Annotated in this window: 1 protein-coding gene; it reads right to left on the reverse strand. The window is 67.9% G+C overall.

The features are described 5' to 3' along the window. On the reverse strand, positions 1 to 318 hold a 318-nt coding region (locus tag EN850_RS35045; RefSeq protein ID WP_136093036.1), incomplete at both ends, for a gamma carbonic anhydrase family protein.

The following is a 318-nucleotide window of genomic DNA, read 5'->3' on the forward strand; positions in this document are numbered from 1 at the left end:
CGTCCTTCAGCCGCACGTAGTGGTCGGCCGAGTAGTGCAGCGACTCGATCTCCTTGTCGCTCAGCGTGCGCGCCGGGCGTGCCGGGTTGCCCACCCACAGCTCGCCTTCGCCGACCACCTTGCCCGGGCCGACCACCGCACCGGCGCTGACGAAGCCATGGCGCTCGACCCGGGCGCCGTCGAGGATGCAGGCGCCCATGCCGATCAGGCTGTAATCACCGATGCTGCAGGCATGGATGATGCAGCCATGGCCGACGGTCACGCCTTCACCGATCAGGGTCGGGTAGCCGGCCTTGTTGTAGGGACTGTGGTGGCTGA

This window comes from Mesorhizobium sp. M8A.F.Ca.ET.207.01.1.1, from assembly GCF_004794715.1.
GTDB lineage: Bacteria > Pseudomonadota > Alphaproteobacteria > Rhizobiales > Rhizobiaceae > Mesorhizobium.